The following is a 17667-nucleotide window of genomic DNA, read 5'->3' on the forward strand; positions in this document are numbered from 1 at the left end:
ATCACGCTTAGCTATTTGTTCAAAAAACTGGAACTACCTCTGTGCGGAATGCCCCTAGGCAGGTAGACATCCCTAGCCAATCTTTGGCTTTGGAGTATGTTTATGCAACAACGCGGTGGAAAATAAAAAGCCGCATAGCTTGGCCGATGGTTGCATGCAAGATCCTGCGGGGCAGTCTTGCGTGGAAATCCTAACCCTGAACGCCTAAAGTCATGATTCAGGTTAATTTTTTCGACATCGAAATAAGGGGCTCCGCTCGCAATGCGGGTGAACACTGTCAGAGAATGTCACTTTTAGTTATTTCATCGCCAAGAAGCACAGAGCAATCTGTCAGGAGTCGCAAGAATTTGTTACTTTCTAAGCAAGTAGGTTAGTAAGTGACACATTACCGAACGCCTTGGCATTTAGATTCGACTTGAGATATGGCCAGTCTGGTCTGTCTGTTGGTTATCACTAGCAGAAGGTCTGCATGTATGCATACGAGCAATGAGTACATCTATGTGCTGATGCCATCGCTGTCCCTGCTTTTCCTGGCCGGTCTGCTGGGCGTGTGCTGGATAACTCAGCTTCGGCAGCGCTTCTTGCTTTGGCTTTGCTCCGCTTACCTGCTGACTGCAGCGTCCATCAGCATTCGCAGCGTGTTGAAGCTTGAGGTTCTCTATCACTATGTGGTGCTCGTCAATCTATTGTTTCTGGCTGGTGCGTGGTGCATGTCCAAGAGCTTTTCAGAGCGCCGACAGGTAGTAACGCATCCCTTGGTGGCTCTTGTCTTGTGTGCAACAACGCTGGCGTCGCTTTACTACTTCGCCCTGTTTGAGCAAAACACCATCAGACGCATTCATGCATTCAGCATCGGCGTGGCTTTGGTTCTCCTGCTGCCAGTCCCGGCAGCCCTGAAAAAAGGTCTCTCCAAGGACTGGCTGGATCGGTCTTTGCTGTACTCCTACGTGGCTTATGCAGTCTTCACCATGCTGCGCCCCACCCTGGTTGCGTTTTTTGGACAAAACGGCCTCAGCGATGCCATGCAGGCCAATTCGACTTACTGGCTGACGACGCTGATGAGCATTCTGTTCTTCGGATTGCTCTTCACGGTGCTGATCTGTGCAGACACCATCAGGGAGACGGTCACTCAGCTGCGCACGGAACGCGACATGGACGCGCTGACCCAGATTCTGAACCGACGAGCTTTTCATGAAGCTGCACAGAAGCGGCTGGCTGATCAGCGCCTGTACCCCATGGCGATTCTGGCGGGCGATATCGATCACTTCAAACGCATCAACGATAAATGGGGGCATGACCGGGGAGATGAAGTGCTGCAACTCGTCTCGAGCATCCTCAAACGCAATGTGCGCAGCCAGGACCTGGTTGCCCGCTTCGGCGGTGAAGAGTTCGTGATTCTCTTGACGCGCCTGGATTTGCAAGGCGCCGAGCAAGTTGCGCAACGCATTCGCCAGGAGATCAGCAATGACAAACAAGTTCTTACGCAAGGGGCTGCCTTGACGCTGAGCTTTGGAATCACGTCCATCGCCAATGCAAGCCAGCTGGACGGTGCGTTAAAGCAGGCCGACGAACTGCTGTACAGCGCCAAGAATGCCGGTCGTGATCGCGTACATGTCGAAGGCCGTTTCTACCCAGACATTTGTTTTGAGTACACCCTGCCTGCAGATGAGGCGCTAGCCTCGGCAACATGATCACTCAGCCGCGATAACAACAGCTACAAGCCTCTTTGACCCTGAAGCGCTGCCTATTGGCGTTGTGGTAATACAGGGACTGCACTGCCCTCTAGTCAGGTAGACAGGCCATGTCTATCTTTTGAGAGTAGGAGGCAGTCCATGAGCGCACAGAGATTTACGCCGGAATTCAAAGAAGAAGCCGTCTAACAAGTAACCGAGCGCAGTTATTCGGTGGCTGAGGTCGCAGTCCGTAGCAAAGCCTCTACAAATGGGTCAAAGCTGTGCTTCGCGAGCGCAATGAGCAGCAACCCGAGAAATGCTTGAAGCCCTCACTTCGCTGTTTTGCTTATTTCAGCTGGAGAGCATCTTAGGCTAGGCACACTCGACAGAAATTACACAAAGCTGTTGGCCTGTCGCAAGACCAGGCCAACAGGCTTTGATTGTTAGGCAGTACTGAATGCCTGCTGAGGGCAACGCCTTACCCAGTCAAACAGCCAATAAAACTCACGCTTTGGCCACCGTCTTCAGCTGATTCAAATTAAAGGATCGATAGAAGGGCAGGGCAGGGCAGGGCATACAGCGTTACTCGACGGCTATTTGGCGTTAAGTGCAGATTTTTTCGACAACCTTGGTTAAGGGGAAATTCTGCCTGCCTTATCTATGCGGCAGCGGCATATCGTCATGTTCAGGACATAGCGCGTGGATTTAGGGTTCCTATGTATAGCTGAACGTAACATTGATTTCAACAATGAAATCCGGGTGATCAATAAATACATAGATTGGCTTCACTCACACGTTCGGCGGCTTTGGAATGACCTAAATATTCAGGAGTGCAACATGTCCTTTCACCTCAATCTTGACGATATTTCGCGGATTCTGACCAGCATTCAAGTTGCAGAGAGGCATGTGCTGTCGGGATACCAAGAGCAAACCGATTTAATGGGCAACCCGCTCAACAATCTCGTCCCGCTGGGCTTGCGTACGGTTAGTGGTCAATACAACAACCTAGTTCATACCAACTATGGTTCGGCCGACCAATTCATGCCACGCTTACTGACACCGAGTTTCCAAGACGCCGAGCTCAACCCTCGCACTGGTCAGCAAACTTCTTATGCGCAAACTTCGGGTAGCGTTTACGACTCGCAGCCACGCACCATCAGCAACCTCATCTCCGACCAGTCAGCCAACAATCCAGCGGTGCTGGTTGCCGCTTTCACGGCCTTAGGCTCATCCGACCCCTATGCCGATGCCGCTACCTACACGGCCGTCCGACAGGCCGCACAGGATGCTGCCACTGCACTGCAGACCTTGCAGAATGCAACTGGTACCAATACCGATCAGGCTGCATTGCAGGCCGCCTACGACACGGCTGTGTCGCAGGCTAGCGCCGACCGAGCCGCCGCCACGAATGCTCAATCCGCAGCGGATGCACTCAACGACGAAGCGGAAACGGACCTGACCACGGCACAACAGAATCTTACCGATGCGATTGCGGCCGAAGTGGCTGCCGATGCTGCTACAAGCGCTGCTGCAGCACAGCTTGGAACTGCCCAAGCCGCGCAGGCTGTTGCACAGGGGGTGTATGACGCCAAGCTGAGCTCCAGTAACTCGGCTCAGGCCAACCTGAATGTCACGAACACTTTGCTGACGACTTCTGCCGAAGCGTTGACCGCTGCACAGGCAATCTTGAACAATTTGATTGAGACAGGAGCTTCGCCTGCAGACGTCAGCGCACAGCAGGCATTAATTGCTCAACTCGAAGCTGCAAAAAATCTGGTGACCTCGCTGCAAGTCAATGCCCAGGCTGTCTACAGCCAGGCAGCAGCAGAGACTTCGGTAGCATTGTCGAATTTGCAAAACGCGCAGAGCGTTACAGCCACGGCTATGAATGCGGTAATTGCTGCCGCCACTGCAGAGGCGGTCGCTGAAGCTCAAGTGATTTCTGCTCAAGAAGCAGTCGATACAGCTCAGACCACACTGGAGCAGGTCAACACCGATGCCGCATTGGCACAGCAGCAAGCTGCCAATCTGGATGCAGTGGCAGATGCGTCGGAAGCTGTAGCTGCTGACGCGCTCAGCGACCTCCAGGCAGCTCAGGCTGCTGCTGCTGTGAGCAGCGAGGATTTGGCTGCGGCCCAGGCCTTGGCGGACAGCACGGCTGCCACCTTCGAGGCACTGCCTGAACAGATGGGGCTGGACTTCGATGTCAATGATTCCACCCTGTTTGTGCCTAATGTCATGCCTGACCTGGGTGACACCGCTCCCTTTAATAGCTTTCTTACCCTGTTCGGTCAGTTCTTTGACCATGGTCTGGACCTGATTACCAAGGGCGGCAGCGGTACGGTTTATATCCCGCTGCAACCCGATGATCCGCTGTATGTTGAGGGGAGTCCAACCAATTTTATGGTTTTGACCCGTGCAACAAACGCTCCAGGCGCCGATGGCATTTTGGGCACCGCTGACGATGTGCGCGAGCATGTCAACGAAACCACACCCTTTATCGATTTGAACCAGGTCTACACCTCGCACGAGTCGCACCAGGTGTTTCTGCGCGAGTACGTGCGTGTGAACGTGGATGGCGTGATGAAGACGGTGGCCACTGGCCACATGCTGGAAGGCTTGAACGGCGGCCCTCCCACCTGGGCAAACATCAAGGCTCAGGCGCGCGAGATGCTGGGTATCGAGCTGACCGACATGGACGTGCTACGTGTTCCTCTCGTTGCTTCCGATCTCTACGGTAACTTCATTCCGGGTGCAGATGGCTATGCGCAACTGGTCACGCCCACCGGGGTAGTCAGTGGCACTGCCCAAACCCCGGTGTTGGCGTCGAGCGCCTACGGCGCCGGCCGTGCTTTCCTCAACGATATTGCGCACAACGCTGCGCCGGGGACTGTCGACCATGACCGAAATCCAAGCACTGCGGAAGTCGTGAAGGCCGCAGATATCGACACCGAAACTGGCAATAGTATCCCGCTCAACATATTCGGACAGGCCGTTACTTACGATAACGAACTGCTGGATAAACACTACGTTGTCGGTGACGGGCGCGGCAATGAGAACATCGGGCTGACGGCTGTGCACCATGTGTTCCACAGTGAACACAACAACCGCGTGGACCAGATCAAGGCAGAGTTGCTCGCCGGCGGCGATGTGGCGGTCATCAATTCGTGGCTACTAGTGCCTATTGAAGGCAACACTTTGCCAGCGGACACTTCCAGCTTGTTGTGGAACGGAGAGCGCTTGTTCCAGGCCAGCCGCTTCAGCACTGAAATGGTTTATCAACATTTGGTGTTCGAGGAGTTCGCACGCTTGGTGTCGCCAGACATTGATCCCTTCTTGTTTTCCAACACGGTGGATATCAATCCGGCCATCATGGCGGAGTTCGCACATGTGGTTTATCGATTCGGCCACTCAATGTTGACCGAGTCGGTGGACCGTTTGGCTGCCGATGGGCAGACGGAGGGCAACATCGGCCTGATCGAAGCTTTTCTGAACCCGGTGGCTTTTGCGGGCAGTGGCACTACTGCCGACGAAGCAGCCGGTGCCATTCTGCGTGGTATGACGCGACAGGTGGGTAACGAGATCGATGAGTTCCTGACCGGCGCGCTGCGCAACAATCTGATCGGCCTGCCGCTGGACCTAGGAGCGCTCAATATTGCCCGCGGTCGCGATACTGGTGTTCCCTCGCTTAACGAGGCGCGTAGGCAGTTTTACGAGCAGACTAACGACACTACGCTTAAACCCTACGCCAACTGGTACGAGTTCGCTCTGGCCATCAAGAATCCGGCATCCATTATCAATTTCGTGGCTGCCTACGGCACCCATAGCAGCTTGACAAATGCCGTGGGACTCGAGGCAAAGCGCGATGCAGCCACTCTGCTCGTCATGGGAGGTGAGGGTGCGCCAGCTGACCGCTTGGCCTTCCTCAACGCAACGGGAGAGTGGGCAGGAGGAACGCTTGGTGGGCTTAACAGCGTCGACTTCTGGATCGGTGGTTTGGCCGAGAAAAAAGTGGCCTTCCAAGGCTTGCTGGGCACCACCTTCAACTTTGTCTTCGAAGTGCAGATGGAGAAGTTGCAGGAAGGTGACCGCTTCTACTACCTGAGCCGCACCCAAGGCATGAACCTGCTCAACCAACTGGAGGCGGACTCTTTTGCCGAGTTGGTGATGCGCAATACCGACTTGGGCCAACCTGGTGCTACACACCTGCCCAGCTCGTTGTTCCTGACCCCTGACTATATTCTGGAACTGAACCAAGCACGCCAGAAGGTCGCTGACCCCAACCACACTGATCCGATCCTCGCTGCTATCAGTCCAATGGTTATCCGCCGAGACACCGATGGTGATGGCGTCGACGACTATCTCCACTACTCCGGTGGCGATCATGTGGTAATTGGTGGTGATGACCACGACAACACCCTCATCGGGGGAGAGGGTGACGACACGATCTGGGGTGATGGAGGTAACGACCGTATTGAGGGCGGCTTTGGTGTAGATCACCTGTTCGGTGGTGATGGAGATGACGTCATTACTGACTCGGGCACTGATTCAGGGGCGGCCGACGTGATTCACGGTGATGCCGGTAACGACGTTATCAATGGAGGCAATGGCCTAGATCTGATCTTTGGTGGAAGTGGTCAGGACTTTATCTTTGGCGGAGTGGATGCCAAGACCATCACTGCTGGTGAAGACAATGATTTTGTGCGTGGCCCTGACGGACCAAGCTTCATTGCTGGTAACGAAGGCGATGACTGGCTTGAGGGGGGCGATAGCTTTGATACCTTGGCTGGCGAAAACTCAGAGCTGTTCTTCAATAGCCCGATCATCGGCCATGATGTGCTCAATGGGCGCGGTAATGACACCGACTACGACGGCGAGTCCGGCGATGACATCATGTTTCAGGGCATGGGTATTCAACGCAACAACGGCATGTCAGGTTTCGACTGGGCCATCCACAAGGGTGAGGCACAAGGTGCCAACTCCGACCTGGGCATCCCGATTTTTGTGAACCAGGAGGCGAACATATTGCGCGACCGCTTCGACTTGGTTGAAGGACTGTCGGGCTGGAAGCACAGCGATATCCTTACCGGACGAGATGTGGTGGTGGGCGCCTATGACGAAGCTGCGGGCGCGGCGGCTCAGTTCAATCTAAACTCGCCCTTTGAATCCTACGCCAACGCGTTGCTGGAGACAGGCGTCGCGCGCATTTCGGGCTTGGGAGAGCTAGTGGCACACTTGGCCCGCGTGACCTTCACTACGGCCAATGGCCAGACGCACACGGCGGTTGTTTTTGACAGCAACGCGGTGCAGTTCAACGAAGATGGCAGCGTTCGCACCATCTATGACACGGCGGCAGACATTCTGCTGGGCGGAGGTGGGAGCGACGTCTTGCAGGGCAAAGGCGGCAACGACATCATTGACGGTGACCGCTGGCTGAATGTGCGCATTCGCATCCACGATGCCAATGGCCAGGAAATTGGCTGGTCCGATGACTTAGGCAGTAAAGTCTACAGCCCGGGCGGTGCATTGCTCTTTGGCGGAAGAACGCTGGACAGCCTGATGTTTGACCGAACGCTGAATCCTGGCCAACTGAGCATCGTGCGGGAGGTTCTGGACGGAGATCCCGACGATCAGTCTATTGACACTGCGGTCTACCGTGGCAACCAGTCAGAGTATGAGATCACTTATCACAGTGACGGTTCGGTGACTGTAGCGCATGTGAACCCGAATGTGGGTCTGCCGGAGGACGACGGCATTGATCGTCTCTTCAATATCGAGGTATTGCGATTCGCAGATGGCGAGATCTCGACGCATGCACCTGACATGATCGGCACCAATGGCAACGACACCCTAGTGGGAGACGGTCGTGCAAATCGCATTTTCGGTCTGAACGGCAACGACTTATTGCAGGGGCTTGCAGGCAATGATCTGCTGGACGGTGGTGCCGGTAACGATACGCTGGAAGGTGGTTCTGGCAACGACACGCTTCTGGGTGGTGCGGGCAATGACCGGTTGGACGGCGGTACCGGAAACGACACGATGACGGGGGGCGTCGGCAACGACATCTATGTAGTAGACAGCACTGCTGATGTAGTGATTGAGGGAGCTAACGGGGGCACCGACACCGTGCAGACGGCGCTTGCTGCTTACGTTTTGGGGGCTAATGTGGAGCACCTAACTTTTACCGGTACCGGTAACTTTATCGGCACCGGCAACGATCTGGCCAACACCCTCACCGGAGGGGCGGGCAACGACATCCTTGATGGAGGGGCAGGAATAGACCGACTGGTTGGAGGTGCAGGCGACGATACCTATATCGTCGATCCTGAAACCGACGTGATCGTAGAAGCGGCAGGTGGTGGTAACGACACGGTGCGGTATGGCGGCACCAATGCCTATCAATTGGCGAACAACGTCGAAAATTTGGTCTATACCGCAAGCACTAATGCCAATTTGGTAGGCAACAGCTCAGATAACTCCATTACGGCTGGAGCAGGTAACGACACAGTTAATGCTGCTGCTGGCAACGACACAGTGTCCGGTGGGGCTGGCAATGATCGACTGATGGGGGGGACGGGCAACGACACGCTGTACGGAGAGACGGGTGATGACGAACTGCTGGGCGAGGCTGGCAACGATGCACTCTATGGCGGTGCCGGCAACGACCGTCTGGATGGTGGCACCGGCAATGACACGCTGGAGGGTGGGGACGGAAATGACACCATCTATGGAGGCGACGGTATTGACCAAATTCACGGAGGTGCAGGCGATGACATCTTGTACGGCGACCTCGGTAATGACGTGATCAACGGCGGTTCCGGCAACGACATCATTGACGGAGGAGCTGGCAACGACCGGGTGACTGGCGGAGCGGGCGATGACGTCATGGACGCATCACTGGGTGCCGACATTTTTGTGTTCGGCCCCAACTTCGGCAATGACACCATCATGGGTTTCTCGGCAACTGGGGGGGGGCAGGACCGATTGAACGTTGCAGCTTTTGATTTCGACCAAGCGTCGTTCAACAGTCGCGTGTCCATTGCCGACGACGGAAATGACACGTTGGTAACGGTCAACGGTGGGGATGGCGGCACTATCCGGTTGGTCGGTGTTGCTGACCACACTACGGTGACGATCGCCGACTTCCAGTTGGCTTGAGCTCGAGAAAACTCCTATGGCACCCACCCGCTCCTCGGCCGATTCCCGTCGGTCGAGATGGAAACTGGCCGACAACGAGATCGGCACCGCACTGCGTGAGTTTCACTCCGCATTTCGCAGCGTTGGTATCTTTAGCGCTATCGTCAACTTGCTCATGTTGGTGCCTTCGCTGTACATGCTGCAGGTTTATGACCGCGTACTGAGTAGCCGAAACCAAACTACGCTGCTAATGCTGACGGTCATGGTCATCGGCACTTATTTGCTGATGAACGGACTGGAGTTGGTGCGCAGCTTTTTACTGATCCGGGTGGGTGCGCGGCTCGACCTTAAACTGAACCAGAGAGTTTATACCGCTGCTTTTGAGCAGAACCTCAAGCAGGCCGGCGGCAACGCGGGCCAGTCGCTCAATGACCTGGCGACCATCCGTCAGTTCGTGACTGGCAATGGCTTGTTTGCCTTCTTCGATGCACCATGGTTCCCGGTTTACCTAGCAGTTATCTTTCTGTTTGACTGGGTGCTGGGGGTATTTGCGGTCGCAGGGACCTTGGTGCTTGTCTTGTTAGCATGGGCTAACGAAATCGTGTCGCGAAAACCTTTGGCGCAGGCCAACGCGATGTCGGTGGCAGCCGGCAACTTAGCCACCAACAACTTACGCAACGCCGAAGTCATTGAAGCCATGGGCATGCTGCCTAATCTCATGGGGCGCTGGTTCAAGTTACATGGTCGCTTCTTGCAACTGCAAGGTCAGGCAAGTGAGCGTGCGGGTACCATCAGTGCGTTAAGCAAGTTCGCGCGTATTTCGCTGCAATCGCTGATTCTGGGGTTGGGTGCACTGCTGGCTCTGGAAAATCGCATCACTCCAGGGATGATGATTGTGGGCTCAATTCTCATGGGGCGTGCGCTTAGCCCTGTTGATCAACTCATCAATGTATGGAAGGGATGGTCAGCGACGCGTAGTGCTTATCAGCGTTTGATAGATCTGCTTGAAAACAACCCTCCACGCCAAGAGTGCATGTCGTTGCCCAGACCCAAGGGGCATATCGCATTCGAAAGCGTGACGGCCGTACCGCCGGGATCAAGCATTCCGGTTCTGCAAAGTTTAAGTTTTGCGTTGCCTGCTGGTGAGGTGTTAGGTGTTATCGGGCCCAGTGGATCAGGGAAGTCAACGTTAGCACGCCTGCTGGTTGGTGTTTGGGGCTGCAGTGCTGGCAAGGTGCGCTTGGACGGCACAGATGTTTATCAGTGGAACAAGGCTGAGCTGGGGCCGTATGTGGGTTACCTGCCGCAGGATATCGAGCTGTTTGCAGGGAGTGTGAGTGAAAACATTGCACGATTTGCCTCGATAGATTCTGAGAAGGTCATTGAGGCAGCGCGGTTAGCAGGTGTCCACGAGATGATTCAGCGTTTTCCTCAAGGGTACGACACGGTCTTGGGTGATGGCGGAGCAGGGCTTTCTGGTGGGCAGCGTCAACGCATCGCATTAGCACGGGCGCTTTATGACACTCCGTCGTTGATCGTGCTGGATGAGCCCAACTCCAATCTAGACGATGTCGGGGAGCATGCGTTGCTCGCCGCCATTCAGCGCTTACGGGAACGTGGCAGTACGGTGGTGGTAGTTTCGCACCGCACAAGTGTCTTGGCAGTTACCTCTCGCCTATTGCTGCTACGTCAAGGTTGCTTGCAGGCTTTTGGACCGACACCGCAGGTACTGGCGGAGCTTGCTAAGGCAGTTCAGCCTACTGCCCCGTCCGCTGATACCACTAACTTACAAGTACGTTCAATGTTCGATAAAAAGTTGTCGCCGAGCGAGGCGTTTCCACTGCAACCATGATTTGAGCCGCTCCCCACAACGAATAGGAGGCAACCATGACTACCAATCTGCCGACTGTCCACGAGCTGGAGCAACAATTGCCTAATGATGCATTGCTGAAGGCTGATGCGACGCGTCATACACGCTTTGGATGGTGGATTGTATTGATGGGCTTCGGCGGTTTGCTGCTGTGGGCCCTATTGGCACCGTTGGATCAAGGCGTTCCTATGAGCGGAACAATCACGGTGGCCGGCAATAAAAAATCGGTGCAGCATCAGTCCGGAGGTACGGTTCAGACTATTTTCGTCAAAGAGGGTGATGCAGTGAAAGCAGGGCAGCCCTTGGTGCAACTGAATGCCGTACAAGCGCGGGCCAACGCGTCTGTTATCCGTGTGCAGTATCACACTGCACGAGCGGCTGAAGCTCGGTTATTGGCGGAGCTTGATGCCAAGTCATCTGTGGTTTTTTCTGCTGATACAGAAGCTGCGCGTAGTGATCCACGCGTTGCATCCACTATTTCGGTGCAACAGCAATTATTTTATTCACGACGCTCCGCTTTACAGGCTGAAGTATCCGCATTAAATGAGGGTATTGCCGGTATAGAGGCTCATACGGCAGGTTTAACCGAGGCTCGCAAAGGTAAACAGGAGCAGTTTCGTTTGCTTCAAGCACAGCTGGATGGAATGCGTGAACTAGCTCAAGGCGGTTTCGTGCCTCGTAATAGGTTGCTGGAGCTTGAGCGTACTCATGTGCAGCTTTCCTCATCGATGTCGGAGGATTGGGGCAATATCGCCCGCGGCCTGCGCCAGGCTAGTGAGCTGAAATTGCGGCGTATTCATCGCCAGCAGGAATTTCAGAAAGAGGTCCGTACGCAATTGGCAGATATTCAGAAAGAGGCTGACGCTTTGAAAAGTCAGCTTGAAGGCTTGGATTATGAGTTGGAAAATTCTGTTGTGCGATCGCCGGTCGATGGGATGGTTGCCGATCTCAATATCTTCACCGAAGGGGGAGTGGTAGCACCAGGATTTCGAATGATGGATGTCGTTCCACTGTCTGAGCCATTGATCGTTGAGGGGCAGATTCCAGTGCATCTCATCGACTCCGTACACATAGGGCTTCCGGTTGAACTGATTCTTTCAGCATTCAACCAGAACACTACGCCTCGCATACCGGGGGCTGTGGTGCAAGTGTCCGCAGATCGGCTTGTGGATCAGAAAACGGGAACGCCTTATTTTCGGATGTTTGCAGAGGTTACTGACGCAGGACGTATTGAAATTAACAAGCTACCTGTTCGACCAGGTATGCCTGTCGAGTTATTCGTTAAAACAGGTGAGCGTACGCTGGCAAACTACCTAATGCGCCCGATCCGAGACAACCTCAAGATGTCTTTGACGGAGGAGTGAAGTGCAAACTAGTCCTGCAAAACGCTTATTTGGCAAATATTGGCAGAGCTTGGTGGTTGTTCTGCTGGTGATGGTTAACTCCTCTGCTTGGGGAAAGGAGTACATGGGTCTTATTCAGGCCTATGAAGCGGCGCGCGCCAACGATCCTGTTTTTCGAGGTGCAATGGCTGTTCGGCAAGAGGGGCTTGAGTACCAGACCATAGGTCGCGCTAAATTGTTGCCAACAATCTCGGGGGTTGTGTCCAACAATCAAAATCAATCGCGGGTGACGGATGCAGGCGGCCGAACTGACAACCGAGGACGTTACAACAGTAGTACCTCTAGCTTGCAGTTACGTCAGCCCTTGTATGACCGTGAGGCATGGGCGGCCAAGGAGCAAGGTGTTGCTCGTACAGCGGCCAGTGAAGCACTGTTTCGACTCCGTGAGCAAGAGCTGATGGTGCGGGTATTCGAGGCTTATTCGAAGGCATTGTTGGCCACCGAGGAGGTACGCCTTGTGGAGGCTCAGCTTCAGTCGGTGACTGAGTTACTGCGTTCCAATGAACAACGTTTGGCACAAGGCGAAGGGACTCGCACCGACTTGCTCGAAACCCAATCCAAGCAGGAGCTGATTCGAGCGGAGTTAATTGTGGCGCAAGACCGAGCTCTACATGCTCGTGGTGCACTGCAGGCAATTTTGGGAGAGTCTGTTAACAAGCTAGAGCGTCTTGTGCCCGGGGGGGCTGTCGCGCTGGTGCCAGGGACATTAGACGACTGGCGAAGCAAGGCATTTGACAGCAACCCAGAAGTTGAGAGTTTGAAACAGACATTGGAGGCAGCACATCAAGAGGTTCGGCGTGTCGACGGGGGACATTACCCACGTTTAGCACTACTGTTAAGTATCGGTAGTAGTGAATCTGATACCACGTCTACATACAGGCAATCGTCGCGAACCACCACTGTCGGTGTGCAATTGAACGTGCCAATTTTTGCTGGGGGATCTATTTCCGCGCAAGCAAGGCAGGCTGGAGCACAGCATATGAAGGCTCAGGCAGCCTTGGATGCCAGAGTTGCTGAGCTGGAAGTCGAACTGCACCGCCAATACAGTGCGCAGAAAAATGGCGTTCTGCGCATTGCAGCGCTACAGTCTGCTGTTGCAACCAGTCATGCGCTGATTGAGGCCACACAGCGTAGCTTTATTGGAGGCGAGCGCACCAATGTCGATATTTTGAATGCCCAAGAGCGGCTAGCCCAATCAGTTCGTGACTTAACCCAGGCTCGTTATGAACAATTGTTGGCAGGTTTGCGATTGAGGTTGTTGACGGGGGTCCTTAGTGAGTCTGATCTGCGCGTTGTGGCCTCCAACTTTAGCGCGAACTTGCCTTGAAACGCCTCGACAGTTTTAGGCTGTGGACTTGCCCCCTAGCCCGGGCAGAAGCTGGGCTTTATCTACTGCAGCATGGGGATTTCACTTTACATACGGTGATGTAAAGTCAGTACGTAGCTTTTCCTGCTCTTGATAGGTCAGTATGGCTCTCTCCAGAAAATACTATATTACATAGTTATTGACTATGGATAACTTTTTTTATTAGTTTAGAGGGGCCTGTATGGATCAAATGGATGCGGATGCAACATATGCGATGAGCCCTCGCAGGGTCGTGTTTGAGTACAAGGCCAACGGGGAGGCTCGGGCAGCAGCTATCAGTGGGGACGCGCTTGAGCGTTTGGTGGGAGGCAAGGACCTTGCTGGAGCGGGGCAAAATTTGGAGGCATACAGAGCTCATTGGCAAGCAATCCATGGACTGGCTACAGCAAAGCATGATCAAGGTCATGAGCTGGTCGTCATTCGCGCCGGTGATATTCAAGAGCGATAGCGTGAGCAAGACTGAGTGAATCACACCGGGTTTCATGAAGGCTCAACTCCTGAGAGGATTGGGTCATGAACACTAAAGTCCCGGTAATCACCCCTAAACAGCGGCTGGCCATGGCCGCATCCGAGAACCTCGGGCTGCGCCCGCGTTTACCGATGGCTGAGGCAACCCATTGCATGCGCTTGTCGAGCCAGGTCGTCAACTAGCCCCGTGACTTCAAAGCGGCGTTGTAGTTAGGCCAGTTGGTAGTGCGATAGCGGGGCCTGGGATTGCGGGTCTTACTCATCCGGCGAGCCTATCGGATCGCACGGACTGATTTATGCAGCAACGCCCTCGGCGAACAGAACTACACGCAGCCAATCTCAACTGATTTTATGCAGTCATTCTCTGTGGAGAGCGAATTAACAAAACAGGAATGGGGGAGTTTCGAAGAATACTCTCCGCGCTACTACCTAGAACGACACGTCCTAACCCGCGTCTTCCGTGTGTACCAAGGACGATCAAATCAGCTGGCCACCCTTGCGCTTCGGCGAGAACAAGCTCGTATACGGTGCCCTTAAATTGCTCCTTTAATTTTGTGTCGAACATGACACCGGCTTTAAGAGCGATATCTGCTGCTTCCTGAAGAATACGAGCACCATCTGCACGCAGCACATTTAACCAGTCTCCAGCGTGACCTGAATAAGCATCCATAGCAAGGGCAAGAGAGAGATCGTCAATAACATGAATCAAGCGCAGTCTTCCCCCTGTTGACTTTGCCAGTCGAATTGACTCCTCTAATCCCAATTTAGAGGTATCGCTCCCATCAATGGGAACAAGAATTCTTTGATACATGGAACGTCCTGTTTAAAGCTATTGGATGCTAAAACGATAGCATTTTCTGCATGCCAAGCCCCTGATTTTTGAGAACTTAACCAAAGTTGCTATCACTTTTCTTCTTGGTATAAGCAGGTCATGGTGCTCTTTTGCAGAGTGCCGCACAACCGATAAATTAAAGTCTGTAGTCGAGAGGATTCGCTTTCACGAAAAATCATACGTGGGAGGTGGCGAACCTATATTTTTCAAAATTTATATGTTTGACCTTCTTGCGGCACAATAACTTCACACTGCTCCCAAGCTTGCTGCTTGCGCAAAAGCGTCGCCAGGGCCTGGGAAGCAGGAGGCTCTCCATGCACCACATAAACCTTGCTGGGAGGGCGCTTAAAAGCATGTGTCCAGTCGAGTAGCGCTTTCTGATCAGCATGGGCAGAAAACGCGCCAAGAGTGTGTATGGAAGCCTGAACTTCTATGTCGTCACCCAGAAGGCGCACGTGCTTTTCACCATCGACTAAGCGTCGACCCAGCGTCCCTTCTGCCTGAAAACCTGCAATGACTACAGAGCATTCACTCCGTCCTAGATTTGCATGCAGATGGCGAACTACCCGTCCGGCGTCGCACATTCCGCTAGCAGAGATGATTACCGCACCCGACTTAATTCGAAGAAGCTCGATGGAGTCCTCAACATCACTCACAAATTGAAGCCGAAACTGCTTCTCAAAATGCTTGGCTTGAGAAAACAACTGGCGCGCATCATCATCAAAAAGTGCGAAATGCTTAAAGGTAATTTCGGTGGCAGCGACAGCCATGGGGGAGTCTATATAGACATCTAAAGGCCTTAGCCGTCCTTGCGTGGCGAGAAGTAGCAGGTGATACAGTATTTCTTGAGTGCGGCCAACGGCAAAAGATGGAATAACAACATTCCCTTTGGATACAGTGCTGTTGACTACTCCCACCAGCTCATCGAGCGTGGAAGGTATGTCTTTGTGCATGCGATCGCCGTAAGTGGACTCTATCAGCAGAACATCAGCCTCTTCAATAAGGAAAGGGTCACGCAGGATAGCGCGTCCTGGCTGACCCAAATCGCCGCTGGCTACAAGCTTGCAAGCTTTTCCCAATGAGTCCGTTAACCAAATTTCAACAATTGCTGAACCCAAGATATGTCCTGCATCGCGAAAGCAGACCTTTACAGATTCGTGCGGGGAAAATTCAATGTCGTAGTCGATAGCGCTTAGCTGCTTCATACAGCGGCTTACATCGCGCAGCGTATAGAGCGGAGGATGGATTTCGCGTCGATGCTCGCGGTGCTTACCCTTTACAGCTCTCTTTTCGTTGCGCTCAAACTCCATCTCTTGGATGTGTGCACTGTCTTTTAGCAAAACGTCTACAAGATCAACGGTGGCGGATGTCGTATAGATAGGTCCAACAAAACCCTGCAAGCTCAGTCGAGGCAACAAACCGCTGTGGTCTATGTGAGCATGTGTTAGTAGCACGAAGTCAATCCGCCGAGGATCGAAGGGAAAGGGCTTGAAGTTGCGCTCTTGTGCCACGCGGCTACCTTGAATCATGCCGCAATCCACCAGGAAGCGACAGCATTCGGTCTCCACGAGAAAACAAGATCCTGTCACTTGCTGCGCCGCGCCATGAAAGGTGATTTGCATAGGTTAAAGCAGGAAAGATTTTCAAAAATTGATGGCGATAGAGACAAGGCAAAAGGCGACACATAGCTTGTAGACCATTCGACGTGGATCAATCCGTATTCGACGGTGACTCAAACGAGTGCATTGCACATGATCTATAGATCAAGCCTTGATGGCAATTTTTAACACTCCATCACGTTGATGACTAAAGAGGTCATATGCAGCAGCGATGTCTTCAAGCTTGTACTTGTGGGTGACCAAAGGGCTAAGATCAATTCGGCCACTTTCAATCACGGACATAAGACGACGCATGCGCTCTTTGCCACCTGGGCATAAGGCAGTGTTGATGCGATGGTCACCCAATCCAGACCCAAAAGCATCCAGAGGAATCTTTAAATCTTCTGAGTAAACACCTAGGCTTGATAAGGTGCCTCCAGGGCGGATGCAGCGCAATGCGTTTTCGAATGTGCCTTGTGTCCCAAGCGCTTCAATTGCACTGTCAGCCCCTTTGCCACCCGTAATTTTTAGCACTTCAGCGACTACATCTTGGGTTTTGAAGTTCAAGGTTACATTGGCGCCGAGCTTTCTGGATACAGCAAGTCGCTCATCATTACCGTCCACACCGATGATGATGCTTGCACCGCGGAGCTTGGCACCAGCAGCCGCACACAAGCCAATTGGACCCTGCGCAAACACGACAACGACATCACCTATCTTGATGTTCGCATTCTCTGCACCCGCGAAGCCGGTAGACATGATGTCTGGGCACATAAGGACTTGTTCATCCGTCAAGCCATCTGGGACAGGTGCCAAGTTACCCTGCGCATCAGGGATAAGAATGTATTCGGCTTGCGCGCCATCGATTAGGTTGCCAAAGCGCCAGCCAGCAGTTAGCTTGTATCCATGGCACCCGCAGCGCCCACTGGCTGACAGATAACTACCATCTTGAGAGGACGAGCCATCCTGCGCTGCATAGCTATTGAAGTTAGGGCAGATAGCACCCGCAATCACTCGCTGCCCTTCCTGGTAACCCTGAACAGAGCTTCCAAGCTTAGCAATGATGCCAACAGGCTCATGTCCAATGGTCAACCCTTTGGCGACAGGATATTCACCTTTCAGGATGTGAACGTCTGTTCCGCAGATCGTCGTTGTTGTGATCTTGATCAGAGCATCATTTGGACCCACATCCGGAATCAGTTTCTCCACAACTTCAATGCGACCTGGTTCAACAAAAACAGCCGCTTTCATCATCTGAGTCATGGCGTCTCCTTGCAAAAGGTTAGTGCAGACTATCTAGTATGTGTAGTTTCACATTCT

General features: G+C 53.5%; 9 protein-coding genes and 1 pseudogene. 6 read left to right on the top strand and 4 right to left on the bottom strand.

Going from position 1 to position 17667, the window contains the following annotated elements; translation table 11 throughout:
- The first annotated feature begins 473 nt into the window (after positions 1–473).
- The 6 genes from RSF91_RS12870 (at position 474) to RSF91_RS12895 (ending at position 13897) form a co-directional block, all read left to right on the top strand.
- A complete protein-coding gene (locus RSF91_RS12870) occupies positions 474–1691 on the top strand; it encodes a GGDEF domain-containing protein (RefSeq protein WP_332568794.1) in 1218 nt (405 codons plus the stop codon).
- A 681-nt stretch (positions 1692–2372) separates the two neighbouring features.
- Positions 2373–8831: a peroxidase family protein gene (locus tag RSF91_RS12875; RefSeq protein ID WP_332568795.1), complete on the top strand. Its 6459-nt coding sequence runs from the start codon at positions 2373–2375 to the stop codon at positions 8829–8831.
- Between the two features lie 16 nt (positions 8832–8847).
- Positions 8848–10662 (top strand): type I secretion system permease/ATPase, encoded by a 1815-nt coding sequence (locus RSF91_RS12880; RefSeq protein ID WP_332568796.1) that lies wholly within the window; start codon positions 8848–8850, stop codon positions 10660–10662.
- Between the two features lie 35 nt (positions 10663–10697).
- Positions 10698–12044 (top strand): HlyD family type I secretion periplasmic adaptor subunit, encoded by a 1347-nt coding sequence (locus tag RSF91_RS12885; RefSeq protein ID WP_332568797.1) that lies wholly within the window; start codon positions 10698–10700, stop codon positions 12042–12044.
- A gap of 1 nt (position 12045) precedes the next feature.
- Positions 12046–13410, top strand: a complete 1365-nt coding sequence (locus RSF91_RS12890; RefSeq protein ID WP_332568798.1) for a TolC family outer membrane protein — start codon at positions 12046–12048, stop codon at positions 13408–13410.
- 220 nt (positions 13411–13630) lie between these two features.
- Positions 13631–13897, top strand: coding sequence for a hypothetical protein (locus RSF91_RS12895; RefSeq protein WP_332568799.1), 267 nt, complete (start codon positions 13631–13633; stop codon positions 13895–13897).
- 109 nt (positions 13898–14006) lie between these two features.
- On the opposite strand, the pseudogene RSF91_RS12900 reads toward RSF91_RS12895, so the two are convergent.
- The 4 genes and pseudogenes from RSF91_RS12900 to RSF91_RS12915 form a co-directional block, all read right to left on the bottom strand.
- Positions 14007–14180: pseudogene (locus RSF91_RS12900) on the bottom strand (IS5/IS1182 family transposase); the annotation flags it as partial.
- Positions 14181–14266: 86 nt separating this feature from the next.
- On the bottom strand, positions 14267–14728 hold the full coding sequence (locus RSF91_RS12905) for a universal stress protein (RefSeq protein ID WP_332568800.1): 462 nt from the start codon (positions 14726–14728) through the stop codon (positions 14267–14269).
- 227 nt (positions 14729–14955) lie between these two features.
- Positions 14956–16371 carry an MBL fold metallo-hydrolase gene (locus RSF91_RS12910; RefSeq protein ID WP_332568801.1) on the bottom strand — a complete coding sequence of 472 codons (1416 nt, stop codon included), beginning with the start codon at positions 16369–16371 and terminating at the stop codon, positions 14956–14958.
- A 141-nt stretch (positions 16372–16512) separates the two neighbouring features.
- Positions 16513–17610: an NAD(P)-dependent alcohol dehydrogenase gene (locus RSF91_RS12915; protein WP_332568802.1), complete on the bottom strand. Its 1098-nt coding sequence runs from the start codon at positions 17608–17610 to the stop codon at positions 16513–16515.
- Positions 17611–17667: the final 57 nt, after the last annotated feature.

This window comes from Comamonas sp., from assembly GCF_036643215.1.
Lineage (GTDB): Bacteria > Pseudomonadota > Gammaproteobacteria > Burkholderiales > Burkholderiaceae_C > Comamonas.

Bases quoted from the DNA above. Each gene is read 5' to 3' on its own strand.
- RSF91_RS12870 (WP_332568794.1), top strand. From the start codon at position 474: ATGCATACGAGCAATGAGTACATCTATGTGCTGATGCCATCGCTGTCC.
- RSF91_RS12880 (WP_332568796.1), top strand. From the start codon at position 8,848: ATGGCACCCACCCGCTCCTCGGCCGATTCCCGTCGGTCGAGATGGAAA.
- RSF91_RS12885 (WP_332568797.1), top strand. From the start codon at position 10,698: ATGACTACCAATCTGCCGACTGTCCACGAGCTGGAGCAACAATTGCCT.
- RSF91_RS12895 (WP_332568799.1), top strand. From the start codon at position 13,631: ATGGATCAAATGGATGCGGATGCAACATATGCGATGAGCCCTCGCAGG.
- RSF91_RS12905 (WP_332568800.1), bottom strand. From the start codon at position 14,728: ATGTATCAAAGAATTCTTGTTCCCATTGATGGGAGCGATACCTCTAAA.
- RSF91_RS12910 (WP_332568801.1), bottom strand. From the start codon at position 16,371: ATGCAAATCACCTTTCATGGCGCGGCGCAGCAAGTGACAGGATCTTGT.
- RSF91_RS12915 (WP_332568802.1), bottom strand. From the start codon at position 17,610: ATGACTCAGATGATGAAAGCGGCTGTTTTTGTTGAACCAGGTCGCATT.